Below are 21980 nucleotides of genomic sequence, written 5' to 3'. Positions count from 1 at the left end.
CCCAGCGGGTCCGAGGTCACACCCGGTCGGCCAGCAGGGCGAGGCGCTTCGAACCCACGCGGGTGAGGATCAGCGTCGCCGACTCGTCTCCACGCAGCGACAGCTTCTTGCGCAGCACCGCGGGGTCGACGTCGACGCCGCGCTTCTTGATCTCGAGGGTGCCGATGCCCCGCGAGCGAAGCGCCTGCGCGAGCTTCTTGGGGTCGGCCGGCAGCTGCTCCCGCACGCGGAACGACGACACGAACGGACTCGTCAGCGCTGCATCGGAGGTGAGATAGGCGATGCCGGGCGCTAGCATGCCGGCATCCAGCGCTCGGGCGACCTCGCCGATGAGACGCGCGCGGATGACGGCGCCGTCGGGTTCGTGCACGAAGGCACCGAGCTCGCGAACCTCGACGTCGGGACTGTCGGCGGGCGCCGTGAGCTCCCACGCGTCGTTCCCGCGCACGACGAGGGCGGCGCGCCGGACGCCTTCTCGGGCGAGGGAGCCCGACCAGAGCACGAGCTCGATCGTCGAGCCATCGGCGCTGATCCACTGCGCCTCGAGGTCGTCGGGGATCTGGGCGCGGTCGAAGCCGGGCCCGAGCTTCACTCCGCCCGGCTTCGCCTTCAGCAGCTCGAACACCCACTCGAGAGAGGGCGACCACTCGGCGGCCGACACCTGCCGCGTCTCGGAATGCCCCGCCGTGCGTCGCGCGGGGTCGAGCCACACGGCATCCGTCCCGTTGAGGTCGACGTCTTCGGCGCGCGCGTGGGTGACAGAGGCCGCATCGCCGAACGGCGCGAGGTTGTACGCCGCGATGGCCGCGGTGACCTCGTCGGCGTCGACGGCGTGCACGCGGATGCCGATACCCGCCATCCCGAGGGCGTCGCCGCCGATCCCGCAGCCGAGATCGGCCACGCGCGCCACCCCCGCGGCACGGAACCGGCCGGCGTGACGGGCCGCGATCGACAGGCGCGTCGCCTGCTCGAGGCCTGCGCGGGTGAAGAGCATGCGTTCGGCGAACGGGCCGAACTTCGTCGCCGCCTTGACCCGCAGCCGCGCCTGCCCGACCACCGCCGAGACGAGGTCGTGGGAGTGGCCCGCTGCGCGCAGGCGCGACACCGCGCGGGCGGCGTCGTCGGTCGAGGCGATCGGTCCGGTCGCGTCGAGGAGGCGCAAGCCCTCGGGCGTGAGCAGGGCGGTCAGCTCGCTGGTGTCCACCGATTCAGCCTAGGCGGGCGGCCGTGTTGGCACTCGCGTTGCGTGAGTGCCAGCGCTTCTCTACACTCGGATTAGCACTCTCCCCGCGTGAGTGCTGACAAGTCTTCTGTAACGAGAAAGAAGAGGTAGACCGTGTCGGTTTCCATCAAGCCGCTCGAGGACCGCATCGTCATCAAGCAGGTCGAGGCTGAGCAGACCACCGCGAGTGGTCTCGTCATCCCCGACACCGCCAAGGAGAAGCCGCAGGAGGGCGAAGTCGTCGCCGTCGGCCCCGGCCGCATCGACGACAACGGCAACCGTGTCCCCCTCGACGTCGCCGTCGGCGACCGCGTGCTTTACAGCAAGTACGGCGGCACCGAGGTCAAGTTCGGCGCCGAAGAGTACCTCGTGCTCTCGGCTCGCGACGTGCTGGCGGTCGTCGTCCGCTGATCGAGTGAGATCCTCCGAAGACCCCGGATGCCACGGCATCCGGGGTCTTCGTCGTCTCCGGGATTGGCCGGGGCCTCTGGCAGGAAAGAGTGCACCGGCGTCACTCGGCCTCTCCTCGCTCCGCGTAGGCTGAATCGGTGACCCCCGCCGCCCCCGCACCCACCGGCGGGAGCAACCGCGGAGTGCTCTACGCCTTCTCCGCCTATCTGCTCTGGGGCGTCCTGCCCATCTACTTCCTGCAGCTCGCTCCCACCGGCCCGTTCGAGGTCGTCGCGTGGCGGATCATCCTGGCGTTCGTGTTCTGCCTCCTGCTGCTCACGGTGCTGCGCACCTGGAAGTCGTTCCTCGCGATCGTGCGCCAGCCGCGGCTGATGGCCCTCACCGCGCTCGCCGGCGTGCTCATCTACGTCAACTGGCAGACGTATCTGTTCGGGGCGCTGACCGGGCACGTGATCGAGACGAGCCTCGGCTACTTCATCAACCCGATCGTCACCGTGCTGCTGGGGGTCATCGTGCTGCGCGAGCGGCTGCGCGTGATCCCGTGGATCGCGATCGGTCTGGCCGTCGTCGCCGTCGCGGTGATCGTCATCGGCTACGGCGCCTTCCCGTGGATCGCCCTGACGCTGGCGTTCTCGTTCGGTTTCTACGGTCTGGTGAAGAAGCAGATCGGACCGGCGGTCGATGCCGTCAGCGGGCTGACCCTCGAGTCGATGTGGCTGTTGCCGGTCGCCGTGATCCAACTGTTCTTCGTGGCGAACCTCACGGGCATCACCCTCGGGACCGCGGGCGTGCTGCATACCGTGCTGCTGCTGCTCGCCGGCGCCGTCACCGCCGTCCCCCTGCTGCTGTTCGCCTCGGGCGCGCGGCGCGTGCCGCTGACGGTGATCGGGCTGCTGCAGTTCGTGGCTCCCATCATCCAGTTCGCGATCGGGGTGTGGGTCCTGGGCGAGCCGATGACCATCGAGAGGTGGATCGGCTTCGCCCTCGTGTGGATCGCCCTGGCGATGCTCAGCGTCGACTCCGTCATCGCGTCGCGGCGCAACCGCCGTGTGGTCGCCGACGTCGTCGAACCCGTCTGAGCGCACCGCGTCCCCCGTTCGGTCTACAGACGCCGGCGGCGGAGGTCTGCCAGAGTGTGAGCACCTTGCGGGATGGCGCTTCTCGAATCGGCTCCTTCTTCGTAATCGGTCCCGCCGGGTAGGTGCGATGAGGGGCTCCGTCAACGCGCGATGCCAACCGTTATGCGGCCGTGACCGCTTTGACCCACATCGTTAACGAACGGCAACACGCGGAAAATGCGCGGCCGATTAGGTTTGGGGACACCAGGCGGCCCAAAGGGTCGCCGAACGTTCATTCACAGCAAGGAGCCCTATGAACGTCTTCACGCGTACGCGCACCGCGAAGGTCCTCGGCGGTATCGCCCTGGTCGGCGCCAGCGCGCTCGTCCTCGCCGGATGCTCTGGTGGCGGCGGCAGCGAAGCCGCAGCGCCCAGCGCATCGTCCGGCGGCGGGGCAACCTCGACCGCCGACGGCACGTTCCACGTCGGCACGATCCTGCCCGCCACGGGCAACCTCGCCTTCCTCGGCCCGCCCGAGGTCGCGGGTGTCAAGCTCGCCATCAAGGACATCGAGGCCACCGGCGGCGACTTCCCCTTCAAGACCGAGCTGACCGAGCGTGACTCGGGTGACACCACCACCGACATCGCCACGCAGTCGGCCACCGAGCTCGTCGACGCGGGCGCCGATGTCGTCATCGGTGCAGCTTCGTCGGGTGTGTCCTTCACCTTCGTCGACCAGCTGGTCAACGCGGGTGTCGTGCAGATCTCGCCGGCCAACACCTCGCCCGACTTCACCACCTACGCCGACGACGGGTACTACTGGCGCACCGCGCCGTCCGACGTGCTGCAGGGTCGTGTGCTCGGAAACCTGATGACCGGAGACGGTGCCGCCAACATCGGCATCATCTACATCAACGACCCGTACGGCATCGGCCTGAAGGACAACGCGACCAAGGCCGTCGAGGCCGCCGGTGGCGAGGTCTCGGTCGCCGTTCCCTACAACCCGGGTGACACCGTGTTCACCTCGCAGGTCGACCAGCTGCTCGCGGCCAAGCCCGACGCCGTCGCGGTCATCGCCTTCGAGGAGACCTCGTCGATCATCCCGCAGCTCGTCAGCACGCAGGGCTACCCGGCGTCGAAGGTCTACTTCGTCGACGGCAACCTGTCGAACTCGTACGAGTTCCCCGCTGGCACGCTGCAGGGCGCCAAGGGCACGCTGCCCGGCAACCCGGCCGACACCACCTTCCAGGACCGCCTGAAGGAGGTCGACCCCGCGCTGACCGACTTCAGCTACGCGCCGGAGTCGTACGACGCCGTCATCGTCGCGGCCCTGGCTGCGGCGCAGGCCAAGGACGACTCGGGTACCGCGATCCGCGACAACCTGCAGTCGGTCTCGGAGGACGGCGAGAAGTGCACCACCTTCGCCGACTGCCTCAAGCTGATCAACGCGGGAACCGACATCGACTACGACGGTGTCTCGGGCCCGATCACCTTCGACGGCAACGGTGACCCGACCGAGGCGTACATCGGCATCTACCAGTACGGTGCCGACAACAAGTACACCCTGCTGAACACGGAGTTCGGTTCGCTCAACGAGTGACCTGAGTTCGTACGAGAGGCCCGGATCCGCGAGGATCCGGGCCTCTTCGCGTTGCCGGGGTGGTGTTCGGGTTGCGGGCGGCGGCGTTCGTGTTGCGGGCCGGCGGCGCGGTGTTCGCGTTGCCGGGCGGCGTTCGCGTTCGGCTCACGGAGCCTGGCTGCTTCCGTTGAGTGTCCACAACACCCGGAGGGGAGCCCCTGCGCGTCCGGGTGTTCTGGACTCTCAACCGAGGCCGGACTCGACCCAGGCGGGGCTCGACCCGGGCGGGACGCAGCCCAGGCGGGACTCGACCCTCGCGAGGCGTACCCCTCGTTGAGTGCCCGCAACACGCCGCACGCGGGCCCGCGGTGCGGCGTTTCTCGGACACTCGACCGGGGCGAGGGCGGGGCGGGGGCTCGGGTGCGCGCGCCGCGCGGGTCGGGAACGCGTGCGGCGGACCTACCGGGATGCCCGTCGCGGCTCTGTGCGCCTCACAGGCGGAACGGGCGGGTCCCCGGGACACCAGGGACCGCTCACGCCATCCCGACAGCTCATAGCGCGCGTGCCGGCGCACAGCCCACGGCGCCGCACGTGGACCGAGCCGCCCCTCGTCACGATCCACGCGCGCGCCGGAGCCCCCGGAAACCACGAGTGCCCCGCGGCGGGAGCCGCGGGGCACTGCAGAGCCGGAGTTACTCGGCGTGGGGGTTCTTGCCGCCGTCGCGCTTCGCGTCCTCGTCGGCCGCCAGGGTGCCGAGGTACAGCTCGATGACGCGGGGGTCGTTGAGCAGCTCGCGGCCACCGCCCGTGTACGCGTCCTTGCCCTGGTCGAGCACGTACGCCCGGTGGCAGATCTGCAGGCAGCGGCGGGCGTTCTGCTCGACCATGATGATCGTCACGCCGGCGCGGTTGATCTCGGCGACGCGCAGGAACGTCTCGTCCTGACGCACGGGGGAGAGGCCGGCGGACGGCTCGTCGAGCAGCAGCACCGAGGGGTCCATCATGAGCGCGCGGCCCATGGCGACCATCTGCCGCTCGCCACCCGAGAGCGAGCCCGCACGCTGACGGCGACGCTTGGCCAGCTCGGGGAACAGGCCGGTCACGAACTCGAAGCGCTCCGCGAACACCTTGGGGCGCTGGAAGAGCCCCATCTGCAGGTTCTCCTCGATCGAGAGGCTCGGGAACACGTTGTTGTTCTGCGGCACCATGCCGACGCCCTTGCCGACGAGCTTGTCGGCCTTGAGCGCGGTGATGTCGTCACCGTTGAGCAGGACGGAGCCCGAACGGATCTTGACCTGGCCGAAGATGGCCTTCAGCAGCGTCGACTTGCCGGCGCCGTTGGGGCCGATGATGCCGATCAGGTCGCCCTTGTAGGCGTCGACGGTGCACCCGTTGAGGATGTTGACGCCCGGGAGGTACCCGGCGACCAGGTCGTCGGTGCGCAGCACGGGCGTGCGCGTGTCGGTGGCGGTCTGAGACATCAGAGCTTCCCGTCCTTCTCGTCGGCGGTGAGCTCCGCCTCCGCCTCGGCGGCGGCTTCGGCCTGAATGGTCTCGAGCTGCGAGGTGGTCATGTCACCGAGGTCGGTGTCGTGGTGGGCGCCCAGGTAGGCGTCGATCACGGCCTGATCACTCATCACGGTCTCGGGCGGTCCCTCGGCCACGACGCGGCCCTCGGCCATGACGATGACCCAGTCGGAGATGTGGCGCACCATGTGCATGTCGTGCTCGACGAAGAGCACGCTCATGCCCTCCTTCTTCAGGTCGAGGATGTGACCCAGCAGGCTCTGCGTGAGGGCCGGGTTGACGCCGGCCATCGGCTCGTCGAGCATGACGAGCTTCGGGTCGCTCATGAGCGCCCGCGCCATCTCGAGGAGCTTGCGCTGGCCACCCGAGAGCGACGCGGCGAAGTCCTCGCGCTTCGCGTCGAGCTTGAAGCGGCGCAGCAGATCGTCGGCGCGCTCCGTGTTCTCGGTCTCCTGCGACTTCCAGATGCCGGGGATCAGGGCGCGGAAGATGTTCTCGCCCTTCTGCCCGCGGGCTCCGAGAAGCATGTTCTGCAGCACCGACAGGCGACCCAGCGACTTGGTGAGCTGGAAGGTGCGCACCATTCCCTTGCGCGACACCTTGAACGCAGCGACGCCGGCGAGGTTCGACCCCTCGAAGCTCCAGCGTCCGGTGTTGGGCTTGTCGAAACCGGTCAGCAGGTTGAACAGCGTGGTCTTGCCGGCACCGTTGGGACCGATGAGGGCCGTGATCTGACCGCGCGGGATCTCGAGGTGATCGACGTCGACGGCCTTGAGGCCGCCGAACTGGCGGGTGACGCTGTCGGCGACGACGATCGGGTCGACCTTCGCGCAGCCGGGTCCGACCTCGCCCTTGACGAGCGGGTGGGTGACGGTCGTGTCAGACATTGAACGACAGCTCCTTCTTGTTGCCGAAGATGCCCTGCGGCCGGAAGATCACGAGCAGCATCAAACCGATGCCGACGAGGATGAAGCGCACCTGACCCGTCTGGGTGGAGGACATGAAGCCCAGGATGCCGACGTCGCGCAGGCCCACGATGATGCCGTTCGACAGCGAGAGCAGCACCCAGAAGAGCATCGCTCCGACGATGGGTCCGAGCAGGGTCGCGGCCCCACCCAGCAGGAGGGCGGTCCAGATGAAGAACGTCAGCGCCGTTCCGTAGTTTCCCGGCTGTACCGCGCGGGGGAGGATGAACACCACTCCGGCCAGGCCGCCCATCACGCCGCCGAGCACGAGCGCCTGCATCTTGTAGGAGTAGACGTTCTTGCCGAGGCTGCGCACGGCGTCTTCGTCTTCGCGGATGCCCTTGACCACGCGGCCCCAGGGGCTGCGCATGAGCACGTAGACGAGGATCGTCGCGAGGATGACGAGCAGCCAGCCGAACAGACGCACCCACCAGTCGTTCGCGGAGTAGGTCCACGGCCCGATGCCGTAGGTGCCCGCCGGGAGCGGGTTCATCGCCTGGAACTCGCGGTTGTAGCCGTTGAGGCCCTGCGAACCGCCGGTGACGTTCGTCAGGCCGACGGTCGAGACCACGTATCGCACGATCTCCGCCGCGGCGATGGTCACGATGGCGAGGTAGTCGGCTCGCAGTCGCAGCGTCGGGATGCCGAGGATGAAGGCGAACACCACCGAGGCGACGATGGCGAGGAGGATCGCGAGCCACACGGGGGCCGAGAACGACAGGGTCGCGATGGCGAAGGCGTACGCGCCGACCGCCATGAAGCCGGCCTGTCCGAAGTTGAGCAGGCCCGCGTAGCCGAAGTGGACGCTCAGGCCGATGGCGGCGAGGGCGTAGGCCGCGGTGGTCGGGCTGATGAGCTCGCCCGCGGCGTTGTTGATGATCGAAAGCCAGTCCATGTCGTCGTTCCTCAGCCGATCCGCTCTTTACGACCGAGCACACCTTGCGGCCGGAACAGCAGCACGCCGATGAGCACGATCAGGGCCACCGCATACCGAAGGTCGGGAGGGATGACGATGGTGGAAAGTTCCGTGATGATGCCGATGATGAGCGAGCCCACGAGAGCGCCGAACGCGCTGCCGAGGCCACCCAGGGTGACGGCGGCGAACAGCAGGAGCAGGATCGCGAAACCCATGTCCCAGGTGACGCCGCGGTAGAGGCCGTACAGCACGCCGGAGAGACCGGTCAGCGCTCCCGCGAGCACCCACACGATGCGGATCACGCGGTCCACGTTGATGCCGGATGCCGCGGCGAGCGAGGCGTTGTCGCTCACGGCGCGCGTGGCCTTGCCGATGCGGGTACGGGTGAGGAAGTACGCGACGAAGGCGAGCATCACGATGCTGACGCCCATGCTGATGATCGAGGTCAGCGTCACCGTGACGGGACCGATGGTCACGTTGTCGGTGATGCCGGTGTCGATGTTGCGCGTGCCGCCGTCGAAGAAGTAGAGGTACAGGTAGCGCAGCACGATCGACAGACCGATCGTGACGATGAGCACCTGCACCAACCCCACCCCGCGCTTTCGCAGAGGTTTGAAGAGCACGGCATCCTGTGTCCACCCGAGAGCCGCCGAGAGGGCGACGGTGAGCAGGATCGCCAGGATGATGTTCCAGCCCATGGCCGTGAACACGTAGAAGATGATCGCGCCGAAGGTGAGCATCTCGCCGTGGGCGAAGTTGTTGACGCCGGTGGTGCCGAAGATGAGCGAGATGCCGATCGCGGCGAGTGCCAGCAGCAGGCCGAAGTTCAGGCCGTAGAAGAACCGCGAGAAGAGCGTGTCCCAGATCGTGGCCGTCGCGGCCGTGCCCTCACCCGTGGGGAACAGCACGTTGACCGTGTTGGTCGTGCCGATCGTGACGTCGCGGGTGATGTTGTCGGGGTCGCGCGGGGCGACGCCGTCGGGAAGGGTGTCGACCTGCAGCTGAGCGGTGTACGCGCCCGGCCCCGGGACCGAGACCGCCCAGCGCCCGTCGGCGCCGGTGGTGCCGACTTCGCTGAAGCCTGAGCCCTCGACTTTGACCTGAACCCCCTCGAGTGGCTCGTCGCCGGAGCGGATGATGCCGCCCACCGAGTACTGAGTGGACACATCGCCGGTGCCGGCCGAGGCGGCCGGAGTCGGGGCGGGCGTCGTCTGCGCGCTCGCCGGCGAGGCGAGGAGCAGGCTCAGAACGGCGATCGCACTCGCGAGGAGCGAGACGATCACAGCCATGCGGGATAGGGATCGCGATCGTATCGCGGTGGGGGAGGAATGACCCACGGAGTCTCCAGTTCGGCAGCGCTGACGAAGTCGTCCCGTCAGCTTCGACGGTCGACGCTACGAGCGTAATGTGTCGCGCGTGTTTCCAGTGACGAGTCGTTAGCGAACCGTGTCGTCACGGCTGCGCACGGCGGACAGACGTCCGGGAATGTCACGGCCCCCTTCGACGCTTACACTTTGAGGCGGAGCGCTTCGCACGCGTTCCGGCCGACGTCGTCCCGAACAGAGCAGGCGCCGCGCGCGCAGGAGGATCCATGGAGCAGCACGACCCCTTCGGTTTCATCGGACTGACCTATGACGACGTGTTGCTCCTGCCGGGGCACACCGACGTCATCCCGAGCGAGGCCGACACGTCGTCGCGTCTGTCGCGCCGCATCACGGTCGCGACGCCTCTGCTCTCGAGCGCGATGGACACCGTCACCGAAGCGCGCATGGCGATCGCGATCGCACGCCAGGGCGGCATCGGCATCGTGCACCGCAACCTCTCGATCGAGGATCAGGCCGGCATCGTCGACCAGGTCAAGCGCAGCGAGTCGGGCATGGTCTCGAACCCCATCACCACGAACCCGGATGCCACGGTCGCCGAGGTCGACGCGATGTGCGCTCAGTACCGCATCTCGGGCCTGCCGGTGGTCGACCCCGACGGCGTGCTGGTCGGCATCATCACCAATCGCGACATGCGCTTCGTCTCGGGCTTCGAGCGCCAGACCACCAAGGTCAAGGACGTGATGACCAAGGACGGTCTGATCACCGGGCACGTCGGCATCCACGCCAATGACGTCATCGCGACCTTCGCCAAGCACCGCGTCGAGAAGCTCCCGCTCGTCGACGACGAGGGCAAGCTCGCCGGTCTCATCACCATCAAGGACTTCGACAAGAGCGAGAAGTACCCCCTCGCTACCAAGGACGAGCAGGGACGCCTGCGGGTCGGCGCGGCGATCGGCTTCTTCGGCGACGCCTGGCAGCGTGCCGAAGCGCTCCGCGACGCGGGCGTCGACGTGCTCGTGGTCGACACCGCCAACGGCCAGTCGGCGGGCGTGATCGACATCGTGCGGCGCGTCAAGGCCGATCCCACGTTCGACCACATCGACGTCATCGGCGGCAACGTCGCCACGCGCGAGGGCGCCCAGGCGCTCATCGACGCGGGCGTCGACGCCGTGAAGGTGGGCGTCGGTCCGGGATCCATCTGCACCACCCGCGTCGTCGCGGGCGTCGGTGTCCCCCAGGTCACCGCGATCTACGAAGCCGCGAAGGCGGCGATCCCCGCGGGCGTGCCCGTGATCGCCGATGGTGGGCTGCAGTATTCGGGCGACATCGCGAAGGCCCTCGTGGCCGGTGCCGACACCGTGATGCTTGGCTCGCTCCTCGCCGGAACCGACGAGTCGCCGGGCGAGATCGTCTTCCAGGGCGGCAAGCAGTTCAAGCAGTACCGCGGCATGGGCTCGCTCGGTGCCCTGCAGACGCGCGGCAAGAAGACCTCGTACTCGAAGGACCGCTACTTCCAGGCGGACGTGCCGAGCGACGACAAGCTGATCCCCGAGGGCATCGAGGGGCAGGTGCCCTACCGCGGACCCGTCGCGGCCGTGGCGTACCAGCTGATCGGCGGACTGCGTCAGTCGATGTTCTACGTCGGCGCGCGCACCGTCGAAGAGCTCAAGACCAAGGGCAAGTTCGTCCGCATCACCTCGGCGGGACTCAAGGAGTCGCACCCGCACGACGTGCAGATCGTCGTCGAGGCGCCGAACTACAAGAAGTAATCGCGTCGCACGAAGGGCCGGGCCGGGTGCCCGGCCCTTCGTGGTCTCCGGGGGACGTGCGCGGCTACGCTGTGCGCATGATCCGACGGCGCAGCCACCCGGCGGCGTCGATGTCGGCGCGACGGACCGAGGCGTTCACCGACGGCGTCTTCGCGATCGCGGCCACGCTGCTCGTGCTGGGGCTGACCGATCAGTCGCTGGGCTCGCCCACCACGGACGACGCGTTGGCTCGAGGTCTGCTCGATCTCGCGCACCCGCTGTTCTCGTTCGTCATCAGCTTCCTCATCCTGTGCGTGATGTGGATGACACACGTGCGCCAGTTCGAGTGGATCGTGCGCATCGACGACACCGGCATGTGGATCAACAACATCCGGTTGCTGCTGGTCGTGCTCGTCCCCTTCACCTCGTCGCTGGACACCACGCACTCCGACCTGCTCCTCGGCCGCGTGCTGCTCCCCGTCAACTTCTTCCTCGCGATCGTCATGGGCTGGCTGCAGTGGGCATGGGCCGTTCGTTCGGGGGCGATCGCCGATCTGACGCGGGACGACGCGCGGCGGCTGGGGCGCGCGAGCCTCAGCGCGGTCATCCTCAGCGCGGCGGCGATGCTGCTGAGCCCGCTGCTCGGCTCGATCGGCTTCGTGCTGTTCGCCTTCGACGGGCTGCTCACACGCCTGCTGCGGGGCTCGGATGATCCGCTGAGCCCGCCCTCCGGGTCTGCTGCGCAGTCCGACGCGGCCGACGGCGATGTCGGAGGGCGCGGGTAGGCTGGTCGGGTGACCATGGAGATCGATCTCGGCCGTGCCAAGCGCGCCCGCCGCGCGTACACCTTCGACGACATCGCCGTCGTGCCGTCGCGGCGCACGCGCAACCCCGAAGACGTCTCGACCGCGTGGACCATCGACGCGTTCCCGTTCGAGATCCCGGTGCTCGGTGCGCCGATGGACTCCGTGGTCAGCCCGCGCACCGCGATCGAGCTCGGGCGCCTCGGCGGCCTGGGCGTCCTCGACCTCGAGGGCCTGTGGACGCGGTACGACGACCCCGAGCCGCTCCTGGCCGAGATCGCGACGCTGCCCGAGGCCGACGCCACGCGTCGCATGCAGCAGCTGTACTCCGAGCCCATCAAGCCCGAGCTCGTGCGCGACCGCCTCGCGGAGGTGCGCGCCGCGGGCGTGACCGTCGCGGGTGCCCTCACGCCGCAGCGCACCAACGACCTGTACGAGACCGTCGTCGCCGCCGGCGTCGACCTGTTCGTCATCCGCGGCACCACGGTCTCGGCCGAGCACGTCTCGAGCGTCGACGAGCCCCTGAACCTGAAGAAGTTCATCTACGACCTCGACGTGCCCGTGATCGTCGGCGGCGCCGCGACCTACACCGCCGCGTTGCACCTCATGCGCACGGGGGCCGCGGGCGTGCTGGTCGGCTTCGGCGGCGGTGCGGCTTCGACGACGCGCGCCACGCTGGGACTGCACGCGCCCATGGCCACCGCGGTCGCCGACGTCGCCGGCGCGCGCCGCGATTACCTCGACGAGTCGGGCGGACGCTACGTGCACGTGATCGCCGACGGCGGGGTCGGAACCTCCGGTGACATCGTGAAGGCTCTCGCCATGGGTGCGGATGCCGTCATGCTCGGTGTCGCGCTCGCGCGAGCGACCGACGCCCCCGGCCGTGGTTTCCACTGGGGTCCCGAGGCGCATCACGCCAAGCTGCCGCGCGGACGCCGCGTCGCCGTGGATCGCGTCGGTCCGCTCGAGCAGGTCCTCTACGGTCCCGCGCCCGTCGCCGACGGCACCGCCAACCTCATCGGCGCCCTCAAGAAGTCGATGGCCACCACCGGGTACTCCGACCTCAAGGAGTTCCAGCGCGTCGAGGTCGTCGTCGCGCCCTACGGGCACTGACCCCCGAAAGCCCCATGACCTCCACCCCCGTGACCGAGCCGGCGCCGCCGCAGATCTTTCCGCCGACGCTGCGCGAGGTCATGCTGCGCCCGCGCTGGATCGCGCTGCTGGCGTTCTCGCTCGTGGTGGCCGGGGTGCTCGCGTGGCTCGGCCAGTGGCAGCTGGGTCGTGCCGTCGACACGTCTCCGCCCGAGCCGGGACTGACCGAGGTCGTGCAGCCGCTCGCCGACGTGGTGAAGCCGGGTGACTACCTGCCCGAACCCCTCGTGGGGCAGCGGGTCGAGGTGAGCGGCACGTGGGTGGCATCCGACTTCATCGTCGTCTCGTCGCGCTACAACAACGACGTCGAGGGCTACTGGGTGACCGGCCAGCTCCGCGTCACGGGCGCGGCGACCCCGACCTCGATCGCCGTGGCGACCGGGTGGACGAGCAGCCTCGACCAGGCGAACGCCGCGGCCGCCCAGCTCGAGGCCGACGCCGAGGCGAATCCCGCTGCCGTCGTCGAGGTGACCGGGCGCCTGATCTCCGACGAAGGCCCTTCGGTGCCGCCCGCCGGCGCCGATCCGCAGACGCTGGTCAAGATGTCTCCGGCCATGCTGCTCGGCCGCTGGCACGACACCGCCGACCTCGACGTCTACCGGCAGTACGTCGCCTCGCAGACGGCGATCGGCTTCCTCGACGACATCGCCTCGCCCGCGCCCGACGAGCGTTCGCGGGTCAACTGGCTCAACATCTTCTACGCGGCGGAATGGGCGATCTTCGCCGGCTTCGCGCTATACCTCTGGTACCGCCTGGCGCGCGACGCGTGGGAGAAAGAAGTGGAAGACCTCGAAGACGAACAGGCCGAGGCTCTCGCGGAAAGCTCCGCGTCGAGCAGTCCGGCAGGAGCCGCGGAAAGCCGCGACTAGACTGGCATCCATGCCCCGCGCCCCCAAGCTCGCCTCGTTCCCGGCGATCCGCGGAGCCCTGAAGTTCTACCAGATCTGCTCCGTCATCACCGGTATCGGCCTGCTGCTGCTGGTCACCGAGATGATCCTGAAGTACACGCCCATTCACGTGGAGCTGTTCCTCGGCGGATCCGGCGGCTTCCTGTGGTTCGCGGATGCCGTGCCCGGTCCCGACTGCCAGTGGTTCTCGCTCTTCATGCCCGGCGGTAACGGCTGCAGCATCCTTTCGACCGGCGACGGAGTGAACGTCTCGCTGGCGATCCTCGTGGCCCACGGCTGGTTCTACGTCGTCTACCTCTTCTCGTGCTTCCGCGTGTGGAGCCTCATGCGGTGGCCCTTCAGTCGGTTCGTGTTCCTCGCCCTCGGTGGCGTCGTGCCGTTCCTGTCCTTCATCCTCGAGGTGCGCACCGCCCGCCGTGTGCGCGCCTACCTCGCCGAGCGAGAAGCCGCCCAGGCCGCCGCTCCCGTACCCGCCCCGGAAGGCAACCGGTGACCGAACAGACCGAAACGTCCCAGCGCCCCGTCCTCGTCGTCGACTTCGGCGCCCAGTACGCGCAGCTGATCGCCCGCCGCGTCCGCGAAGCGGGCGTGTACAGCGAGATCGTGCCGCACACCGCCACCGCAGACGAGATCGCGGCCAAGAACCCCGTCGGCCTCATCCTCTCTGGCGGCCCCTCGTCGGTGTACGAAGAAGGAGCCCCGAGCCTCGACTCCGGCGTCTTCGACCTCGACGTGCCCACGCTCGGCATCTGCTACGGCTTCCAGGTCATGGCCAAGGCGCTCGGCGGAGAGGTCGCCAACACCGGCCTGCGCGAATACGGCGCGACGGATGCCACCGTCGTCACCGAGGGAACCCTGCTGGAGGGTCAGCCCGCCGAGCAGAACGTGTGGATGAGCCACGGCGACCAGGTCTCGCGGGCCCCCGAGGGCTTCGAGGTGCTCGCCCGCACCGCGCACACCCCCGTCGCGGCGTTCGCGAACGATGCCCGCCGCATGTACGGCGTGCAGTGGCACCCCGAGGTCAAGCACTCCGACCACGGCCAGCAGGTGCTCGAGAACTTCCTCCACAAGGCCGCCGGGCTCCCCGCCGACTGGAACAGCGGAAACGTCATCGCCGAGCAGGTCGAGCGCATCCGTCAGCAGGTCGGCACCAGCCGCGTGATCTCGGCCCTCTCGGGCGGCGTCGACTCCGCCGTCTCGACGGCCCTCGTGCACGAGGCCGTCGGCGACCAGCTCATCGCCGTGTTCGTCGACCACGGACTTCTCCGCAAGGGCGAGCGCGAGCAGGTCGAGAACGACTACGTCGCCTCGACCGGCGTGAAGCTCATCACCGTCGACGCGCGCGAGACGTTCCTCGATGCGCTCGCCGGAGTCAGCGACCCCGAGCAGAAGCGCAAGATCATCGGCCGCGAGTTCATCCGCGCGTTCGAGAAGGTCCAGGCCGACCTCGTCGCCGAAGCCAAGGCCGAGGGCGAGCAGGTGCGTTTCCTCGTGCAGGGCACCCTGTACCCCGACGTCGTCGAGTCCGGCGGCGGCGCCGGTACGGCGAACATCAAGAGCCACCACAACGTCGGCGGCCTGCCCGAAGACCTGCAGTTCGAGCTCGTCGAGCCGCTGCGCACCCTCTTCAAAGACGAGGTGCGCGCCATCGGCCGCGAACTCGGTCTGCCTGAAGCCATCGTCGGGCGACAGCCCTTTCCGGGGCCCGGTCTTGGCATCCGCATCGTGGGCGAGGTCACCGCTGACCGTCTCGAGATCCTGCGTGAGGCCGACGCCATCGCGCGCGCCGAGCTGACCAAGGCAGGCCTCGACAACGAGATCTGGCAGTGCCCCGTCGTGCTGCTCGCCGATGTGCGCTCGGTCGGCGTTCAGGGCGACGGCCGCACCTACGGCCACCCCATCGTGCTGCGTCCCGTCTCGAGCGAAGACGCGATGACCGCCGACTGGACGCGCCTGCCCTACGACGTGCTGTCGAAGATCTCGAACCGCATCACCAACGAAGTGCGCGACGTCAACCGCGTGGTTCTCGACGTGACGTCGAAGCCGCCGGGGACGATCGAGTGGGAGTGAGCGTCTAGCCTGCTCCCGCGCCGACGTCGTCGGCCGGCTCCGGGGCACAGCCTTCGGGTCGAGAGCGGGGCCCCCGCCCCGACCGACCCGAAGACTGTGCCCCTTCGCCGTCCGGCGCCGGCGGCGCTCTGTCTCGGCGCGGAGGTATGGGCAGTGGGGCCCCTGCCCCGATCGACTCAGGAGGGCGTGTCACTTCGCCTTGCGTGCGCGGCGGCGTACGCGCTCCGCCTGCCCGGGCGGGGAGGTATCGGCCCCTGCCCCGATCGACCCGAAGACTGTGCCCCTTCGCCGTCCGGCGCCGGCGGCGCTCTGTCTCGACGCGGAGGTGTGGGCAGCGGGGGCCCCTACCCCGATCGACTCAGGAGGGCGTGTCACTTCGCCTTGCGTGCGCGGCGGCGTGCGCGCTCCGCCCGCCCGGTGTGCCGGGTTTGGGGCGGCATTTTTTGTTTGGGGCGGGAAAAATACTCCCCGAGCGACGGAATTCGCCCCAAACCCTGTCACGACGTGGCCCCGGGGCCACGTCTGGCGCCCCGGGGCCACGCTCGACGCCCCGGCGACGTCGGCGGCTGCACGGGCGGCGCCCCGGGGCCACCACCCGCGACCCGATGGGCAGTCCGGAGCTACCGCGGCCCCGGCGCGCAGACCGCGCTCGCCACCACCCGCGCCCCGATGGGCGGGCCGGGGCTACCGCGGCCCCGGCGCGCGCAGACGGCGCTCGCCACCGCCCGCGACCCGATGGGCGGGCCGGGGCTACCGCGGCCCCGGCGCGCAGACCGCGCTCGCCACCGCCCACGACCCGAGGAGCACCCCGGGGTGACCGCGGCCCGGGCGCGCCGCGGACCGCGCGGCGGGTAGGGGAGGATGGGGGCGTGACTTCCGGCGACTTCCCCGACGCGTGGTACCTCATCCTGTCGAGCCGGCTGATCCCCGACCTCGACGGCGGATACACGATCGCCACCCTCTCGCGAGCGCGACAGATGGCGGATGCCGGCGCGGACACTCTTCTGCTGACCGTCGACCCCGGTGACGCCGACGCCCACTCCGCACAGCGCGCGACCTTCGTGGAGCGGGGGGCGGCCGCGGCATCCGGGATCTTCCGGAACCTCTTCGACGAGGCCGTCGACGCGCGGGGAGGGGCGGCGGAGTGGGCGCGCGACGCGGCGCATCCCGGTGACGCCGATCCGGCGCTGGAGTACCGCCTCGTGGCCGGGGGAGCGGTCGAGCTGCCCGTGGTGATCGACCCCGACTGGCACCTCACGACGGCGCCGATCGTGATCCGGGATGCCGCGGGCGGAGCCGTCGGCGTGATCGACGGATTCGGGGCGCTGTACCGCGCCTGGCTGACCCACCTGGCCGACCGGCTCCGCGCCGAGAACGATCGGCCGATCGTCGTCATCTGCGAATCGCGGCAGCTCGGCGAGCTCATCGCGGGCTGGGGTGACGACGACGCGCGGATCGTGCACACCGTGCACACGATCCACCTCGAGCCGCCGTTCCAGGCCGACTCCGACCTCAACCCGCTCTGGACGCGGTGGTTCAAGATCGCTCCGCGCTTCGACGCCGTGCTGTGGCCGACCGCGTACCAGCGCGACGACGTGCGCGCCCGCTTCGGCACCGCCGCGAACGACGTGGTCGCTCCGCACGGGGTGGAGGCTCCGGATGCCGCCGTACCGGCGTCGCAGCGGGAGCGCGGCCTCGTCGTGGTGCTGGGGCGGCTCGCCCCGGGCAAGCGTCTCGACCGCGCGATCGAGGCTTTCGCCCGAGCGCTCGATGACGTGCCGGACGCCCGGCTCGAGTTCTGGGGCGAGGGTGCGCAGCGAGGTGCGCTGGAAGCGCTCGTCGCCGAGCGCGGTCTCGAGCACGCCGTCTCGCTACCGGGACTCACGACCGGGCCGGGGGCGGTGCTCGACCGGGCCGCGGCGTACCTGACGACCTCCGGCTTCGAGGGGCAGGGGCTCGCCCTCGCCGAAGCCCTCGCACACGGCACTCCCGTGGTCGCGTGGGACATCCGCTACGGCCCGCGCGACATGCTCGCGGAGGGCGGCGGCATCCTGGTTCCAGACGGCGACGACGATGCCCTGGTCGACGCGCTGCGGCGGGTGCTCACGGATGACCGGCTGCGCGAGCGCCTTTCTGCCGAGGCGCGGCAGGCGGCGGATGCCGTGAGCCCGGCGCGCGCGATGCACACGCTCGCCGCGGTCGTACGCGAGGTGCTGGGGAGGCCGCGCCGGCGCTGACGCCGAGCACCCGCGACAGCCGCGCGCGACCCTGTGCACGGCGTTCCCCGCATCGGCCTGAGAACCGCGGAACGCCGGGCCGCGGCCGGGCGGAACCCCGTCGACATTCACGCCCCCGATTCGAACGAGTGAGGCGAGCGCCTCGGCCGGGTCGTCGGTGAAGGGCGGAGCGTCCGCTCAGGCCGACACGGTCCGAGCCGCGTCAGCCTCCGCGTCAGCCGCGCGCGACCTTTCGCACGGCGTCGGCCGCCTCGGCCGGGGAGCCACGGAACGCCGGGCCGTGGCCGGGCAAGACCCAGTCGGCATCCAGCCCCGCAATGCGATCGAGGGAGGCGAGCGCCTCGGCCGGGTCGTCGGTGAACGGCGCGGGCCCGGGGCCGGTGCGACCGGTCAGGACGTGGCGCGTCGTGAGGGCGTCACCGACGAACACGGCACGAACCGCGGGGGACAAGACCGCGACGCTGCCGGGCGAGTGGCCCGGCATCCCGAGGATGCGGGGGCTTCCGGGGAGGTCGAGGGTCTCGCCGTCGGCGACTTCGCGGACCTCGGTCAGCCATTGCGGGCGCATGCCCTTGCGGATGCCGAAGGCGGCGAAGCCCAGCAGCGGGCCGAGGCGGAAGGGACCCATCGCGCTCTTGGGCTTGTCGCCGCCGCGCGCCCGGTCGGCGTCGGCTGCGTGGACGAAGACGGGCACGCCGTGCTCGCGGCGGAGGCGTTCCGCGAATCCGACGTGGTCGCTGTCGCCGTGGGTGAGGATGACGCCGCGGATGTCCTCGAGCGTCCGGCCGATGCTCTGCAGCTCACGGAGCAGGTCGGCGTACATTCCGGGGAGCCCAGCGTCCACGAGGGTGATGCCCTCAGGGGCGACGACGAGATACGAGGCGACGATGTCGTTGCCGATGCGGTGGAGCGATGGCGCGAGTCTCATGGGGTGCCTTTCTGAATGGCTACGAGTATTAGCCATGATAGCTTATAAGCGTAGCCATGAGGAGGGGTCATGCCCACACCGGAACGAACGTCGCTCGACGAGATCGTCGACGCGGCCGCGGGACTGCTCGAGAAGGGCGGGCCCAGCGCCGTCACCATGCAGGCCGTGGCCCAGGCGGTCGGGGTCAAGGCTCCCTCGCTGTACAAGAGGGTGCGCGACCGCGAAGCCCTGCTCGGACTCGTCGGGGCGGCCGCGGCCGACGACCTGACGGCGCGGCTCGAGGCGGCATCCGGAGGCCTCGACGACCTGCTGGTCGCGTTCCGCGCGTTCGGGCACGACCGGCCCGAAGCGTTCCGCCTGCTGTTCACGACGGTGGTGGATGCCGACCGACTCGCTGCCTCGAGCGCCCCCGTGCTGCGCGCGACCACCGTCGCCGTGGGCGAGGCTCATGCGCTCGAAGCGGCGAGGCTGCTCACCGCGTGGGCGACAGGGTTCGTGACGATGGAGCTCGCCGGGGCCTTCCGTCTCGGCGGCGACCTCGACGACGCGTACCGCTACGGGCGGCACCACCTGGTCGCCTCGCTCACGCAGAATCAGGAAGCGGAACGGCCGGCCCAAGGGTCGTAGTCGGCGATCAGATCCTCTTGCGCCGGGCGCTCGGCATCCGGAACATGCTGGAGGTTCACGCGGACGCGGTACCAGAGCGAGCTCGACCCGCGCATGCCGTCGACGAGGACGTCGGCGGGATGGAGCTTCGACGTCGCTTCCCGATGCCGCTGCTTCCACGTCTCGAGGGCATCGAGCGCCTCGGGCTTGGTCTTGGTGCGCGCGACCTCGATGAGCGGCATGGTCGAGGCGCGACGGCCCGAACCGTCCGACCCCCGCGGGGGCTTCTCGGCCGGGCCGAGCTCCTTCGCCAGGGCGAGGAGAGCGTCGAGCGAGCCCGCGGCGTCGTCGATGCCCGCGTGCGGATCACCGACGCTGCGGAATCGGTCGGGCACAGTGAGCACGGTGAACTCCTCGGGGCGGCGGTCGCGCACCTCATCCCATGTCAGGGGAGTCGAGACCCGAGCGTCGGGGAGCGCGCGGATCGAATACGCCGAGGCGACGGTGCGGTCCTTGGCGTTCTGGTTGAAGTCGACGAAGACGCTCTCGCCGCGCTCCTCCTTCCACCAGCGGGCGGTCGCGAGGCCCGGGGCGCGGTTCTCGACCTCGCGGGCGAGGGTCTCGGCGGCCAGACGCACGTCGGCGTAGTCCCACTCGGGGCGGATGCGCACGAGGATGTGGAGCCCGCGCGAGCCCGAGGTCTTCGGCCAGCCGGTCAGACCGTGGTCCTCGAGCACGTCGCGGGCGATGAAGGCGACGTCGACGATCTGCGACCAGTCGACGCCGGGCATCGGGTCGAGGTCGACGCGCAGCTCGTCGGGGTGATCGAGGTCTTCGGCGCGGACGGGATGCGGGTTCAGGTCGAGACAGCCGAGGTTGACGACCCAGGCCAGCCCCGCGGCATCCCGGATCACCGTCTCTTCGGCGGAGGTGCCCGAGGCGTAGCGCAGGGTCGCGGTGTCGATGAAGTCGGGGTGGTTCTCGGGAACGCGCTTCTGGAAGAACGGCTCCTGATCGAGACCCTTCGAGAAGCGCTTGAGCACCATCGGGCGCCCGCCGGCTCCGCGGAGGGCGCCTTCGGCGACGGAGAGGTAGTACCGCACGAGGTCGAGCTTGGTGAGGCCCGGCTCGGGGAACACGATGCGGTCGGGGCTCGTGACGCGGACCTCGTGGCCGTCGACGTCGAGGATCTCGGGCGGCGTCTTCGCGGGGCTCATGGCGCGAGGCTAGCGTCGCGGCATCCGGGGTCCGAACCCCTTGCGGGCGGGGCGCGGGGCCGTCGCGCGGTGTCGAGTGTCCAAGAAACCCGGACGAGGTCGCGGTGGGGTCCGGGTGTCTTGGACACTCGCGGGGTGGCGCAGGGGCCGTTGACTGTCCACGACACGCCGCTTCCCGCGAGGGCGTGCGGCGTGTTTTGGACACTCAACAGGGGGGAGGGGCCAGCGCGCGGGGCTCGCGCGCGGGGGCCGCACGACGAAGGGCCGCCCCGAAGTGGGACGGCCCTTCGTGCGAGATGCTGCGTCAGTTGTTGCCGCGCAGGATCGCGATCATGCGGAGGATCTCAACATACAGCCACACGACGGTGACCATGATGCCGAAGGCGCCGACCCAGCCGTAGACCCGGGCAGCGCCGTTACGGACGCCGCGCTGGATCTGGTCGAAGTCGAGCACCAGCGAGTACGCGGCCATGATGACCACGAGAACGCCGATGATGAGGCCGAGCGGGATGCCCGCGACCTTCATGCTGTAGAGGCCGAAGGCGCCACCGGCGATCGGGGCGTTGAAGAGCATCAGGCCGAGGTTGACCAGGGCGAACACGAGGTAGCCGACCATCGCGATCATGAAGATCTTGGTGGCGCGGGCCGAGGCGCGGATCTTGCCGCTCGCGAAGAGGGCGAGGGTCACGCCGACCACGGAGAGGGTCGCCAGCGTCGCCTGCAGGACGATGCCGGGGAACATGAACTCGAAGAACGCCGAGATGCCACCGACGAACAGGCCCTCGAAGGCCGCGTACGCGATGATGACGGGAACCGACGGCTTCTTCTTGAACGTCGCGACCATGGCCAGCACGAAGCCGACGAGGCCACCGACGATCATCGGGGCGGCGGACGGGTTCGGGTTGGCGACGCTGACGCCGGCCATCGACCAGATCCAGCCGACGACGGCGGTCACGACGAGGATGCCGAACAGGGCCAGCGTCTTCATGACGGTGTCTTCGACCGTCATGCGGCCGGTCTCGACGGCGCTCGCGGACGGGGCGGCGTAGGCGCCTTCGATCGTTGCGGCGGCGGCGGGATCGACGGCCGGGGGCGGGCTGTAGCGCGTGTTAGCGCCACCGGCTCGAGGGTCCTGGAACGCCGGGGTATTGAATGCCGGGTTATTGAGGGCCACGGGAACTCACACTCCAAAGATGGTGATCACAGCACCGTGCTGTAGATCAACACTAGCCGAGCCGTTCGACGGAATCCTTGTGCTGACTGGGATTTCGCTTTGAGCGATGCGGCCGTTCACCTGGTCTGACTAGCG

At 69.7% G+C, this 21980-nt stretch carries 19 protein-coding genes; 11 read left to right on the top strand and 8 right to left on the bottom strand.

What is annotated here, in order from left to right; all coding sequences use genetic code 11:
- Window positions 1-16 precede the first annotated feature (16 nt).
- Window positions 17-1204, bottom strand: a complete 1188-nt coding sequence (locus ABXS86_RS07405; protein ID WP_353666105.1) for a class I SAM-dependent methyltransferase — start codon at window positions 1202-1204, stop codon at window positions 17-19.
- 132 nt (window positions 1205-1336) lie between these two features.
- Between ABXS86_RS07405 and groES the strand changes: the two genes are divergently transcribed.
- The 3 genes from groES (at window position 1337) to ABXS86_RS07390 (ending at window position 4291) form a co-directional block, all read left to right on the top strand.
- Window positions 1337-1633 carry a co-chaperone GroES gene (gene groES / locus ABXS86_RS07400; RefSeq protein WP_013583903.1) on the top strand — a complete coding sequence of 99 codons (297 nt, stop codon included), beginning with the start codon at window positions 1337-1339 and terminating at the stop codon, window positions 1631-1633.
- Window positions 1634-1770: 137 nt separating this feature from the next.
- Window positions 1771-2712: an EamA family transporter RarD gene (gene rarD, locus ABXS86_RS07395; protein WP_307209293.1), complete on the top strand. Its 942-nt coding sequence runs from the start codon at window positions 1771-1773 to the stop codon at window positions 2710-2712.
- A gap of 292 nt (window positions 2713-3004) precedes the next feature.
- Entirely contained in the window at window positions 3005-4291 is a 1287-nt protein-coding gene (locus ABXS86_RS07390; RefSeq protein WP_307209296.1) for an ABC transporter substrate-binding protein, read from the top strand.
- A 671-nt stretch (window positions 4292-4962) separates the two neighbouring features.
- Here the strand turns inward: ABXS86_RS07390 and ABXS86_RS07385 are convergent.
- Genes ABXS86_RS07385 through ABXS86_RS07370 form a run of 4 tightly spaced genes read right to left on the bottom strand, consistent with a single transcriptional unit; the run spans window position 4963 to window position 8966 of the window.
- The gene (locus ABXS86_RS07385; protein ID WP_307209298.1) at window positions 4963-5751 is read right to left on the bottom strand and encodes an ABC transporter ATP-binding protein; all 789 of its coding nucleotides are present in this window, start codon (window positions 5749-5751) and stop codon (window positions 4963-4965) included.
- Window positions 5751-6683, bottom strand: coding sequence for an ABC transporter ATP-binding protein (locus ABXS86_RS07380; RefSeq protein ID WP_144829463.1), 933 nt, complete (start codon window positions 6681-6683; stop codon window positions 5751-5753). The genes ABXS86_RS07385 and ABXS86_RS07380 overlap by 1 nt, the downstream gene beginning before the upstream one ends.
- Window positions 6676-7656: a branched-chain amino acid ABC transporter permease gene (locus tag ABXS86_RS07375; RefSeq protein WP_251505002.1), complete on the bottom strand. Its 981-nt coding sequence runs from the start codon at window positions 7654-7656 to the stop codon at window positions 6676-6678. The genes ABXS86_RS07380 and ABXS86_RS07375 overlap by 8 nt, the downstream gene beginning before the upstream one ends.
- Before the next feature lie 11 nt (window positions 7657-7667).
- Window positions 7668-8966, bottom strand: coding sequence for a branched-chain amino acid ABC transporter permease (locus ABXS86_RS07370; protein WP_307209303.1), 1299 nt, complete (start codon window positions 8964-8966; stop codon window positions 7668-7670).
- Between the two features lie 302 nt (window positions 8967-9268).
- On the opposite strand from ABXS86_RS07370, the gene guaB reads away from it, so the two are divergent.
- From guaB to ABXS86_RS07335, 7 genes are all read left to right on the top strand, one after another.
- Window positions 9269-10771, top strand: a complete 1503-nt coding sequence (gene guaB, locus ABXS86_RS07365; RefSeq protein ID WP_144829455.1) for an IMP dehydrogenase — start codon at window positions 9269-9271, stop codon at window positions 10769-10771.
- Between the two features lie 77 nt (window positions 10772-10848).
- Window positions 10849-11535 carry a TMEM175 family protein gene (locus tag ABXS86_RS07360; RefSeq protein WP_307209305.1) on the top strand — a complete coding sequence of 229 codons (687 nt, stop codon included), beginning with the start codon at window positions 10849-10851 and terminating at the stop codon, window positions 11533-11535.
- A gap of 15 nt (window positions 11536-11550) precedes the next feature.
- Window positions 11551-12666 (top strand): GuaB3 family IMP dehydrogenase-related protein, encoded by a 1116-nt coding sequence (locus ABXS86_RS07355; RefSeq protein WP_154096307.1) that lies wholly within the window; start codon window positions 11551-11553, stop codon window positions 12664-12666.
- 14 nt (window positions 12667-12680) lie between these two features.
- The gene (locus ABXS86_RS07350) at window positions 12681-13574 is read left to right on the top strand and encodes an SURF1 family protein (protein ID WP_353666104.1); all 894 of its coding nucleotides are present in this window, start codon (window positions 12681-12683) and stop codon (window positions 13572-13574) included.
- A gap of 10 nt (window positions 13575-13584) precedes the next feature.
- Window positions 13585-14106: a DUF3817 domain-containing protein gene (locus ABXS86_RS07345; RefSeq protein WP_144829446.1), complete on the top strand. Its 522-nt coding sequence runs from the start codon at window positions 13585-13587 to the stop codon at window positions 14104-14106.
- Window positions 14103-15683, top strand: coding sequence for a glutamine-hydrolyzing GMP synthase (gene guaA / locus ABXS86_RS07340; protein WP_144829443.1), 1581 nt, complete (start codon window positions 14103-14105; stop codon window positions 15681-15683). Before ABXS86_RS07345 ends, guaA begins: the two co-directional genes overlap by 4 nt.
- Before the next feature lie 869 nt (window positions 15684-16552).
- Complete coding sequence (locus tag ABXS86_RS07335; protein WP_353666103.1) at window positions 16553-17920, top strand: glycosyltransferase; 1368 nt, start codon at window positions 16553-16555, stop codon at window positions 17918-17920.
- A 214-nt stretch (window positions 17921-18134) separates the two neighbouring features.
- On the opposite strand, the gene ABXS86_RS07330 is transcribed toward ABXS86_RS07335, so the two are convergent.
- Window positions 18135-18848 carry an MBL fold metallo-hydrolase gene (locus tag ABXS86_RS07330; protein WP_353666102.1) on the bottom strand — a complete coding sequence of 238 codons (714 nt, stop codon included), beginning with the start codon at window positions 18846-18848 and terminating at the stop codon, window positions 18135-18137.
- Window positions 18849-18917: 69 nt separating this feature from the next.
- On the opposite strand from ABXS86_RS07330, the gene ABXS86_RS07325 reads away from it, so the two are divergent.
- Window positions 18918-19475 (top strand): TetR/AcrR family transcriptional regulator, encoded by a 558-nt coding sequence (locus ABXS86_RS07325; protein ID WP_353666101.1) that lies wholly within the window; start codon window positions 18918-18920, stop codon window positions 19473-19475.
- On the opposite strand, the gene ligD is transcribed toward ABXS86_RS07325, so the two are convergent.
- Together ligD and ABXS86_RS07315 are read right to left on the bottom strand one after the other, a co-directional pair.
- Window positions 19442-20671: a non-homologous end-joining DNA ligase gene (ligD, locus tag ABXS86_RS07320; protein ID WP_353666100.1), complete on the bottom strand. Its 1230-nt coding sequence runs from the start codon at window positions 20669-20671 to the stop codon at window positions 19442-19444. The two genes, ABXS86_RS07325 and ligD, sit on opposite strands and share 34 nt — an antisense overlap.
- Before the next feature lie 304 nt (window positions 20672-20975).
- Window positions 20976-21845, bottom strand: coding sequence for a Bax inhibitor-1/YccA family protein (locus tag ABXS86_RS07315; protein ID WP_251504976.1), 870 nt, complete (start codon window positions 21843-21845; stop codon window positions 20976-20978).
- Window positions 21846-21980: the final 135 nt, after the last annotated feature.

The sequence above is a fragment of the Microbacterium sp. che218 genome, from assembly GCF_040436305.1.
GTDB lineage: Bacteria > Actinomycetota > Actinomycetes > Actinomycetales > Microbacteriaceae > Microbacterium > Microbacterium algihabitans.
This window is presented reverse-complemented; position numbering and strand designations above follow the sequence as displayed.

Coding starts and splice junctions, on each gene's coding strand:
- ABXS86_RS07390 (WP_307209296.1), top strand. CDS start 3,005: ATGAACGTCTTCACGCGTACGCGCACCGCGAAGGTCCTCGGCGGTATC.
- ABXS86_RS07385 (WP_307209298.1), bottom strand. CDS start 5,751: ATGTCTCAGACCGCCACCGACACGCGCACGCCCGTGCTGCGCACCGAC.
- ABXS86_RS07380 (WP_144829463.1), bottom strand. CDS start 6,683: ATGTCTGACACGACCGTCACCCACCCGCTCGTCAAGGGCGAGGTCGGA.
- ABXS86_RS07375 (WP_251505002.1), bottom strand. CDS start 7,656: ATGGACTGGCTTTCGATCATCAACAACGCCGCGGGCGAGCTCATCAGC.
- ABXS86_RS07370 (WP_307209303.1), bottom strand. CDS start 8,966: ATGGCTGTGATCGTCTCGCTCCTCGCGAGTGCGATCGCCGTTCTGAGC.
- guaB (WP_144829455.1), top strand. CDS start 9,269: ATGGAGCAGCACGACCCCTTCGGTTTCATCGGACTGACCTATGACGAC.
- ABXS86_RS07360 (WP_307209305.1), top strand. CDS start 10,849: ATGATCCGACGGCGCAGCCACCCGGCGGCGTCGATGTCGGCGCGACGG.
- ABXS86_RS07355 (WP_154096307.1), top strand. CDS start 11,551: ATGGAGATCGATCTCGGCCGTGCCAAGCGCGCCCGCCGCGCGTACACC.
- ABXS86_RS07350 (WP_353666104.1), top strand. CDS start 12,681: ATGACCTCCACCCCCGTGACCGAGCCGGCGCCGCCGCAGATCTTTCCG.
- ABXS86_RS07345 (WP_144829446.1), top strand. CDS start 13,585: ATGCCCCGCGCCCCCAAGCTCGCCTCGTTCCCGGCGATCCGCGGAGCC.
- ABXS86_RS07330 (WP_353666102.1), bottom strand. CDS start 18,848: ATGAGACTCGCGCCATCGCTCCACCGCATCGGCAACGACATCGTCGCC.
- ABXS86_RS07325 (WP_353666101.1), top strand. CDS start 18,918: ATGCCCACACCGGAACGAACGTCGCTCGACGAGATCGTCGACGCGGCC.
- ligD (WP_353666100.1), bottom strand. CDS start 20,671: ATGAGCCCCGCGAAGACGCCGCCCGAGATCCTCGACGTCGACGGCCAC.